Raw genomic sequence first — 8,887 nt, 5'->3', positions numbered from 1 at the left:
GAATGGGCGCCACCGCGCGGCTGTAGCTCAGTGGATAGAGTATCGGCCTCCGAAGGCTGTCGTCATTCGGGAACCGCGCAGTAGAACGAGTATTGGTCTTTTCCAGCCACGCGGCTGTAGCTCAGTGGATAGAGTATCGGCCTCCGAAGCCGAGGGTCGTGGGTTCGATCCCCGCCAGCCGCGCCAAATCAATGACTTACGCGCATCCAAGCGTGAGTCGAACATGTAGTTAAGGCGCTGCCTGTTCCTGGAAGCGCGCTGTTCGTGGGCCAGCTTGGGCACTGAGGCGATGGTCTTCGAGCTGCTGCGAGGTTTGCTGTGGCCCGCAACTGGCCCACTGCTGGCCCAGCGGAATCCGCGTGGTGTGGTTTTGCCTCGAGGAACGACCATAGCTCTTTAGCCTGGGAGTCAAGCCCTGGTGGTCGCCTCAGAACGGTACAGGTGGGGAGAGCCGCCGTTTTGCCAATGACCATCCTCGCGATGCGCAGGCCGAAGTCAGGACCTAGCGCGTCCTCCGCGCGGGCATGCCACTCCACCTCAGGTGCGGTTATTTCCGCGTCCTGTAGGGTGAACATCCCGGCCCGACAAATTCCTTCTTGCGATGCGCTGGTGCCATGGCTCCGGACGTCGCGGTGGAATTTCCCTTCGCCGGTCAATTAGCTCTACCCACGGGCATTACGATGGCTGCATCACGACTGGGAGGGAGAAAACTGTGCGAACCAACGACAACGGCGAAAGCGGATCTGTCGCCCTGTACTGGGACTTCGAGAATCTGCACGCCGGCCTCATGGAGGCCAAATACGGCGAAGGTGCGTATGCGAAGCAAGACAACCGCTTCAAGGTCCAAGAGCCGCTGATCGATGTTCAGGCCTTGGTTGAACTCGGCGCCTCATTCGGGCCGGTCGCCATTAACCGCGCTTACGGCAACTGGCAGTACTTCGGTCGGTACCGCGATGCCCTGCTTCAGGGCTCGGTCGAGCTGATCCAGCTATTCCCGCCGGGGGCTTCTGCCAAGAACGGCGCCGATATCAAGCTCTGCCTCGATGCTACCGAGGATCTCAGCCGGTTTGCTCACATCAAGACGGTCATCGTCGTGGGCGGGGACAGCGACTACATGCCTGTTGCGCAGAAGATCAAAGCTGCTGGACGCACCCTGATCGGCATTGGCAACCGCAAAAACACCAACAAGCACTGGGCCAAGAGTTGCCACGAATTCCGCTTCTATGACAGCCTCATTGAGCCGGAGGCCCTGGTCGACAGTAAGAAGGGCGATGCTCGCGAGGCGGCCACCACTTCTCCGGCTAACCCCGCCGCCGACCTGCTACGCCGCGCCCTCCACTTGCTGTCCGAATCCACGGGCGAACCCTGGGTGAACAAAGCCAACGTGCTGCCACTGATCAAGCGGCTGGACCCTACCTTCGACCCCAAAGACTTCGGCTACGCCGGATTCGGCGAAATGCTCAAGGCCCTGGAGGCGGTTGTCGAAGTTCGAAAGAGCGAAGACGCCCACCACCTTCGGCTTCGTCGCTAGGGCAGGTGTGCCCGCAGTAAGTGGGATACCGAGTCTGGTTGGCTCCGAGAGAACCGTGATGGGACTCCTGCACATCAGTTCGGTTGTCTGCGAGACCATCGCCAAGATGTAGAGGTCGACTATGCAGCGATTGCTGCCAGTCGGCATCTCGCCATACATAACCGCAGATAGCAGAGAGCGGCCCTTGTCAAGGCGTTGGAGCGGTCGTCAACGTTTGAGCTTAGGCGCGAGCGCCATGCCGGTGCGAGTCGGTTCCAGCGACGGGTTAGGCGTCATTCGACGAGCCTTCGCCTCGCCACCGATCTCGCCAAGCATTGAAGTCGAAGTCATCTCTGTACCCAACTAGGCCCGTGGCAGTCTCGATGATCAGGCGATCCAAGTCGTCCATCACATCTCCGCCCGTAAGCACGCCGACGATTGTTCCTCCGGTACCTGGCCCACCGGGCTCGTGCTTCGCCCAGTGAAACTTGTACCTTTCTCGAATGTAGTTCTTGATGTGGGCAGCAGCCCCATCTTTGCCAAAGTGCTTGACAGGGTAGAACTCCGCAAGCTTGAGCCAGATGTGCTCGTAGAGGTCCACAACGTCGTAAGTCGCCTTGCGCATTTCAGCGGTGATACCGGTATCCCATCCCGGTTGCGCAGTTCGGCGAGCAATAGCCTTGAGTTCTGGGAGAGAGTGAAAGAGACGGACATCAGTTGGTTCATCCAACGACCGTCGTATGTACTCGTCAGGAACTTCGTCCTTGAACTCCGTTGGAAGTGACTGTTCGGCGAGTTGGTCCTTGCGCCTGTGTAGGGCAATCGCCGCTAGAGCGAAGACGAATGCCAGAGCGCCGGAACCGACGGCATACGAGTAGTCCTTGATAGACAGGAAGTACCAAAGTGCACCGGTCGCGAATATGCCGGAGGTCCACCAGCAGGTTTCGATCACCCAATCGGGTATGGTGCGACTCATGACGCCTAAAGTTCGAGGTAACCTGCCCGCTATGGCAGGCCTTGTAAGCCCGGGCTGAGACGATAGTGCTGGTATCTCTGGCCGGGCTTACAAGGCCTGCTATAGCGGGTCAGGCTGATCGATAAGTTATGCATAACCGTACGAGCGTTCTAGAGAACCTCGTCGTACCCCTTGGCGCGCAAAGCGTCGCGAACCATGGCTGAGTACTCGGCACTCGGCTTGGCCATATCGGACAGTCTCCGTTTCAGAACCTCTTTCAGCGGTCCAGCAGGCTCAGCGTTGTATCTCACGAGCACCTGTTGAAGCTCTTGAAGCTTTGAGATCTTCTGCATGACCAGTGTGATGCGTTCATCTGAACACAGCTTAAGCGTTTCTACGAAGATCTCAGCTCGGGCATTCCCAACTCTTGGAGTTACGACGGGGCCATTGTGGTCAAGGAACTCGTCAGGGTTGTCATGGTATGGATCCAAGAATCCGTCGTGAAATCGATAGTATGTTCCCTTGCGTCGATTGCACTCTGCAAATTATGGCCCCCAAAAAACTTACCGGTTGGGTGTGTGAGTGAGTTCCGCATTCGGAGCCGGGAGAAAAATCCGGTCGGTGGAACTCGTGGTCATCACCAGTTCGGGTTACGAGTTCGTGGGAGGGTGTGATGAGGTCCCTCCATCTGGCCATCGACATCTCTGGTTTCCCTTCTCGGTGGCTATCCTGGCAAGACGCCATCTGCCAGGAGACTCTTGGCAAGGTCGCCTACGGCTTTGGCGACCACGAGTTCACGTTCACCGGCGGGAAGAACCGCAACACAGGTCTTGACTCGCAAGTCACGCTGAAAAGCATCTTGGTGCTGCGAGGGCGGAGTCCTGAGTGCAACAAGCGCACGACTATCCCTTTGTCGAATGCCGCGTTGTTTCGGCGAGACCAGTTCATGTGCGCGTACTGCGGCACGGTGAGCACCAGGGGACTAACTCGCGACCACATCACACCTCTGTCCAGAGGCGGCGCCGACTCATGGCTCAACTGCTGTGCCTGCTGCGTAGCATGCAACGCGCGTAAGGGGGCCCAGACGTTGGACGAGCTTGGCTGGCAGCTTCTATACGTGCCCTATGTGCCGAATCACCAGGAAGGGCTGATTCTGGCCAACCGGCAAATCCTCGACGACCAAATGGAGCTGCTAAAGAGCATGTGTCCGAAGCACTCCCGTGTCGTCGGGCACGCTTGAAGAACGCACGTCGGGCTTGGAGCTCGACGCTGTAATTCGAGCCCCTCTCTGCATATGCAGGGAGGGGCTCAGTTCATTCCCCGCCTAGAGCATGTAGCCGATGTCCGATGCGCCCGTCGGATAGGCGAACATGGTTTGCTTGAGCGCGCTGGCTGTCAAACCGTGCCGGATGGCCAAGGCGAAGAGATTGATGACTTCCTCGGCATGGGGCCCGACCAGATGCGCGCCCAACACCAAGTCAGTCGTCTCATCGACCAGCACCTTGAAGCCGTAGACGGCCTCTGCAGCTTGCCGGGCGGTGAACCAAGTGCTGGCCAGCTTGCTTTGGACTCGGAACTTCAGCCCCTGGGCGCGCGCCTTTTCTTCGGACAGGCCAACCGCTGCGATGGGCGGCACCGTGAAGGCGACGCTGGGGACGCCGCGGTAGTCCGGCCGCCGCGCATTGCCCTTCAGCATGTTCGCCGCGACGATGTGCGCGTCGTGACTCGATACGGGAGTCAAGGGCGGGCCGACCTGGGCTGCGTCTCCAGCCGCATAGACGGCCGGATTCGACACGCTCTGCAAGAACTCGTTGAGCTTCAGGCGTCCGCCGTCGACCTCCACGCCCGCGGCCTCAAGGTTCAACCCCGAAAAGTCAGGCGCCCTCCCGGCCGCATGCACGACCAGGTCGGCTTCAATGCTTTGCTTCTGCCCGTCGCGTGAGGTCCACACCCTGAATTCGTGCGCGGGCTGGTCGACGCGTTCCACGGAGGTGCCGGTCCGGACGTCGATGCCAAGCGCCTGGAACTTGGCCATGAGCCAGCCCACCAGGTCTTTGTCGAAGGCCTTGAGCATCCGAGGGCCGTGCTGAAGCACGGTTACCTTGGCACCAGACAGAGCTGCGATGTGGGCGAACTCCGCTGCGATGTAGCCGCCGCCGACGAATGCAATCCGCGCCGGCAACGCTTCTAGCGACAGGAACTGCTCGTTCGTGACGAGGTGCTCTTCTCCCGGAATGCCTAGTTTCACCGGCTCGGCGCCGGTGGCGAGCAGCACGTAGCGCGCGTCGAGGACCTCACCAGCGACTTCGATGGTCTGGCGTCCAGTGAACCTGGCCTTCCCGTGAAAGGTGTCGATGCCCTTGCTTTTGTAGTTGCGCTCGTGCAGTTCCGGCACCGGGTCGGTGAAGCTCCGCTTGAAAGCCATGAGCTCGGACCAGTCGATGCGGGCGTCGTCAGCAACTCCTTTGCCCCGCATGCGCCGAGCGTGGTCCACGGCGCTGGTGCCTCCGATGAGCATCTTCTTGGGGTCGCAGCCGCGCAGTGCGCAGGTGCCTCCGAACGGTCGGAAGTCGATGACAGCGACGGACCAGCCCTGGTCGCGCACACGCGAGGCGGCTGTCATGGCGGCCGTGCCGGCTCCCAGGACAACTAAATCGTAGCTACGGGGCATCTGGCACGCCTTTCAAAGAGGGCACGGCTCTGCACGCCCTGGGGAGTTACGTCAGCCCGCGCAGCAGGAGCTGGAGCCCGCCTGCAAGGGCGGGCACTTCTGCGTCCCGTAGGAGCAGAACACGCAGCAGTCCCCCGCCAACGGGCGCAGGACCGTCTTGCAGCTCTCGCACTCGTAGAACCACTGGCAGGCGTCAGTCGGCATGGTCTCGGCCTTCACGTGCCCACACTCGGGGCACGTGAGCGTGGACTCCAGAACAACGGCGGTCACGTCACTGCACCTGCTTCACGGTCGAGGGGAAGCCTGCGTCGGTGGTCGCCTTCACGAGGGCTTCAGGCTTGGTCTTGGCCGGGTCGAATGCCACGACCGCCAGCTTCGTCTTGAAGTCGACTTTGGCGGACTCCACGCCAGGCACGCGCTCCAGCGCCTTGCGAACGGCAATGGGGCAGGTGGCGCAGTCCATGTTGCTGACTGCGAGTGTGGCGTTGTGCGCGCCCGCCGCGTAGGCGCTGGCGGCGATGGTCAGGGAAGCAAGTAGAACAGCGAACGATTTCATTTGAGACCTCAATAGAACAAGGGGGCGTAGACCGGCATGGAGACCAGCGCAATCGCGAAGGCGGAAGCCGCCCAGAACAGCGCTTTCTGACGCCTACTGGTATCGGGGATAGCGCAAGCATCACCAGGCGCGCATTGGGCGCGCCGGACGTATAGGCGATAGAACGCATAGCCCAGGAACGCAAACATGGCGGCGATAAAGAACGGCTGGTACGGCTCAAGCGCTCGCATGCGCGAGCCCCAGGCTCCGCCGACGCCGAGCAGGACGAGCACTAAGGGCCCGGCACAGCAGGCCGACGCCCCAACGGCCGCAGCAGCTCCTGCCAAGACCGAGGCTCCGAGGGTCCAGGGCTTGGCATCAGTGTGTTTTGCGTTCATTTAGAGTAGTGTATGTACGTACCTGAGTACGGAAACAAGCCCACTATGCAGTCAATGACAATCGGACAGCTTGCAGCTTCCGCCGGAGTGAACGTCGAAACGGTTCGGTACTACCAGCGCCGCGAGTTGCTCGCTGTTCCCAGGCGCGAGCCCGGCAGCATCGGTCGTTACCCGGAGAGCGCGCTGACCAGGCTGCGCTTCATCAAGCGGGCGCAGGCACTCGGCTTTTCCCTGGAGGACGTGCAGGCCCTACTGTCGCTGGACGACGGCCAGTCCTGCTCGTCGGCCCGCATGCTCGGGGAGCGCAAGCTGGCAGATGTGCGCGAGCGAATCCAGACCCTGCGCGCGCTTGAGGCTGCTCTTCAGGGGCTTGTGGCCAGCTGCTCGACGAGCAAGCGCAAGGTGAGCTGCCCACTCATTGAGGCGTTGATGCGTGCGGATGACACCCCCTGATTTTCACCAGGTTAACCGAGGGGCTTGAACGCTCCGCGGGCTTGCTGTCGCAGCTTCAATCTCGAGAGTCGAGAGCAGAGCGAATCAGCAAGTCCAGCGCTACTTGCCTGCTTTGAACTCGAGGCGGGCTCTCAACGGCAGCTTTTGCCGCCGCCTCGTCACCAACGATTAACACCTGCTTCTGTGCCCGAGTGACTGCGGTGTAAATCAGGGTGCGGTCGAGCAATCGGTGCCCCGTGAGAGGAACGATGACGCGCGGCCACTGTGAGCCTTGGGCCTTGTGGACCGTGATGGCATAGCCCAGCTCCAGGTCGTCCAACATGTCCTCGACGACGGGCCTGCGGATGCCGTCATCCCAAAGAACCCAGGCAAGCGGACGTTCGGCCTCACAATCCTCGTCATCACGCGGATGCTGGGGCCCATCCTCGACTTCGACGATGGTGCCCAGCGAGCCGTTCTGCAGTCCTCGGTCCCACATGTTTCGGGTGCACAAGACCGGGTCGCCGAGGTTGAATCCGGTAAGCGCCAGCGCATCATGCTGAGCGCTCCACACCGTCATGGCCTTGCTTCCTGCGGTGGTCTCGGCCTGGCAGAGGCTGTTGATGGTCTTCACGCCGTCCGGGCCATTGCGTGTTGATTTCCACGTAAAGCTGACCCGGGGGGGGTGCGGTACAAATCTTGGACTGGTTAAGCGACGATTCCGAGGCTGCGTCGGTACTCGACTGGACTGAGAAAGCCCAGAGAGATCTTGATCCGCTTCTCGTTGTACCAGCGAATGTAGGCGTCCAAGGCCTGCATGAACTGTTCGATGGTGGCGGACTGCCAGTCTCGGGGATAGAAGTGCTCGGTCTTCAGCCGGCCGAAGAAGCCTTCACACGCTGCGTTGTCTGGCGAGTACCCCTTGCGCGACATAGAGCGCACCAGCTTTGCGTCGGCCATGCGCTTGAGCCAACCCGGCCAGCGGTAGTGCGCGCCGCGATCGGAGTGAACGACCGGCCGGTCGCTACCGGTGGCGACGCCATCGATCGCGGCATCCAACATGGAGTTCACCAGCGCCGCATCGGGACGCGTGCCAATTGCCCAGCTGACGACCATGCCATCGAAGCAGTCGATCATGGGTGAGAGATACACCTTGCCAGCGGGGATCTGGAACTCCGTGATATCCGTGAGCCACTTCTCATTGGGCGCGGTCGCACTGAAGTCACGGTTGATGAGATTCTCAGGCGCCGGACTGATTTCCCCCAGGTAGGAACCATAGCGGCGACGCTTGGGCGCGGCGGCCACCAGCGACTCCTGTTTCATCAGACGCTGCACCACCTTCTCGGAGATGCTGACGCTTTGCTTGGTCAGCGAGGCGCGTATCCTGCGGTAGCCGTAGCAGCGGTGATTGCGCTCAAAGATGTCGGCGATGGTGCGTCGTACTTCGACGTACCTGTCCGCTGCATTCAGACGAGCGCGATGGTAGAAGTAGGAGCTGCGCGGCAGTCCCACCTGACCAAGAAGCTCAGACAGCGTGTACGTGCTCCGCAGGGCATCAACCAACAGGGTCTTCTCCCGATTGGTCAGGGGCGGCTGGTTGATGCCCAGGTCTTTTTTTATGATTTCGTTCGCCTTCTTGAGCAGGTCTTGTTCCAACTGCAGGCGCCTGATGTCCCGTCGCAAGACCTCAAGTTGGCGTTCCAGCTCTTCGCGGGCAGCGCCAGGCGTTGGCATATCGTTTGGGTTCGTCATGAATGCTGGTGCCTCGCGGTCAAGTAGCCGGTTTTTCCACTTGTACAGCGTCGGCCTGCACACGCCAATCTCCTGAGCCAAGGCCTCTGCACTGCCTTGACGAGTGCACAGCGCAATAACCGCTGCCTGCTTGAGTTCAGCGGAGTGGCTGACACGCTCAGCGTGACCGACCAAGCGGACTCGCAATTCGGGATGGAGCTCTTCCACCCAGGCGGTCAATGACGCACGGCCCGGGTACCCCAGCGCCATGATCGTTGCAGCAACACACCTTCCATGTTCAAGGTAGTGCCTGACCGCGATCTCCTTCTGATCCTGGGAGTACTTCGGCTTGGGACGCACATAGCCCTTGGGCAGATCGCGACTGCGCTCGTACTCTCGGAACCAACCCTTCAATGCATTCTTGGTCGGGTACCCCAACTGGCGAATGGTTGCTCGAACGCGCTTGCCAAGCTTGATGTATAGCTCGACCGCCCGAATCCTGTCTTGATACGAATACATGAACTACCTCCTGGTAGTCCAAGTTTTTGTCCGCATCTCCCACCTGACTTACTGGGTCACTTCTGGGTGGAAATCAACAGACAGAGCTGCTGCAGCGCCGCGTGCTGCATGCCGACGAGACGCCGGTGTCCATGCT

Annotated in this window: 10 protein-coding genes and 1 tRNA gene; 4 read left to right on the top strand and 7 right to left on the bottom strand. The window is 60.7% G+C overall.

Annotated elements, in window-relative coordinates; translation table 11 throughout:
* Window positions 1-110 precede the first annotated feature (110 nt).
* Window positions 111-186: transfer RNA gene (locus tag BGO22_RS20690), tRNA-Arg, on the top strand.
* 526 nt (window positions 187-712) lie between these two features.
* A complete protein-coding gene (locus BGO22_RS20685) occupies window positions 713-1,531 on the top strand; it encodes an NYN domain-containing protein (protein ID WP_286852352.1) in 819 nt (272 codons plus the stop codon).
* Between the two features lie 265 nt (window positions 1,532-1,796).
* On the opposite strand, the gene BGO22_RS20680 is transcribed toward BGO22_RS20685, so the two are convergent.
* A complete protein-coding gene (locus BGO22_RS20680; RefSeq protein ID WP_286852350.1) occupies window positions 1,797-2,486 on the bottom strand; it encodes a hypothetical protein in 690 nt (229 codons plus the stop codon).
* Window positions 2,487-3,138: 652 nt separating this feature from the next.
* Between BGO22_RS20680 and BGO22_RS20675 the strand changes: the two genes are divergently transcribed.
* Window positions 3,139-3,705: an HNH endonuclease gene (locus BGO22_RS20675; protein ID WP_286852349.1), complete on the top strand. Its 567-nt coding sequence runs from the start codon at window positions 3,139-3,141 to the stop codon at window positions 3,703-3,705.
* Window positions 3,706-3,789: 84 nt separating this feature from the next.
* On the opposite strand, the gene BGO22_RS20670 is transcribed toward BGO22_RS20675, so the two are convergent.
* The 4 genes from BGO22_RS20670 to BGO22_RS20655 are packed head-to-tail and all read right to left on the bottom strand — an operon-like array spanning window position 3,790 to window position 6,069.
* Window positions 3,790-5,136 (bottom strand): dihydrolipoyl dehydrogenase family protein, encoded by a 1,347-nt coding sequence (locus BGO22_RS20670; RefSeq protein WP_286852348.1) that lies wholly within the window; start codon window positions 5,134-5,136, stop codon window positions 3,790-3,792.
* Between the two features lie 51 nt (window positions 5,137-5,187).
* Window positions 5,188-5,406 carry a GDCCVxC domain-containing (seleno)protein gene (locus BGO22_RS20665; RefSeq protein WP_286852346.1) on the bottom strand — a complete coding sequence of 73 codons (219 nt, stop codon included), beginning with the start codon at window positions 5,404-5,406 and terminating at the stop codon, window positions 5,188-5,190.
* A gap of 1 nt (window position 5,407) precedes the next feature.
* Window positions 5,408-5,692 carry a mercury resistance system periplasmic binding protein MerP gene (merP, locus tag BGO22_RS20660; protein ID WP_286852345.1) on the bottom strand — a complete coding sequence of 95 codons (285 nt, stop codon included), beginning with the start codon at window positions 5,690-5,692 and terminating at the stop codon, window positions 5,408-5,410.
* 8 nt (window positions 5,693-5,700) lie between these two features.
* Window positions 5,701-6,069, bottom strand: coding sequence for a mercuric transporter MerT family protein (locus tag BGO22_RS20655; protein ID WP_286852344.1), 369 nt, complete (start codon window positions 6,067-6,069; stop codon window positions 5,701-5,703).
* 12 nt (window positions 6,070-6,081) lie between these two features.
* On the opposite strand from BGO22_RS20655, the gene BGO22_RS20650 reads away from it, so the two are divergent.
* Window positions 6,082-6,522, top strand: coding sequence for a MerR family transcriptional regulator (locus tag BGO22_RS20650; RefSeq protein ID WP_304010522.1), 441 nt, complete (start codon window positions 6,082-6,084; stop codon window positions 6,520-6,522).
* Between the two features lie 55 nt (window positions 6,523-6,577).
* Here the strand turns inward: BGO22_RS20650 and BGO22_RS20645 are convergent, their stop codons facing one another.
* Window positions 6,578-7,135 (bottom strand): ATP-dependent DNA helicase, encoded by a 558-nt coding sequence (locus tag BGO22_RS20645; RefSeq protein WP_286852343.1) that lies wholly within the window; start codon window positions 7,133-7,135, stop codon window positions 6,578-6,580.
* Window positions 7,136-7,209: 74 nt separating this feature from the next.
* Window positions 7,210-8,751 (bottom strand): IS3 family transposase, encoded by a 1,542-nt coding sequence (locus BGO22_RS20640; protein ID WP_286852342.1) that lies wholly within the window; start codon window positions 8,749-8,751, stop codon window positions 7,210-7,212.
* Window positions 8,752-8,887: the final 136 nt, after the last annotated feature.

Source organism: Hydrogenophaga sp. 70-12, assembly GCF_001897365.1.
In the GTDB taxonomy this organism is placed as follows: Bacteria; Pseudomonadota; Gammaproteobacteria; order Burkholderiales; family Burkholderiaceae_C; genus Hydrogenophaga; species Hydrogenophaga borbori.
The sequence above is the reverse complement of the archived record's forward strand: the minus strand, read 5'-3'. Positions and strand labels throughout refer to the sequence as shown.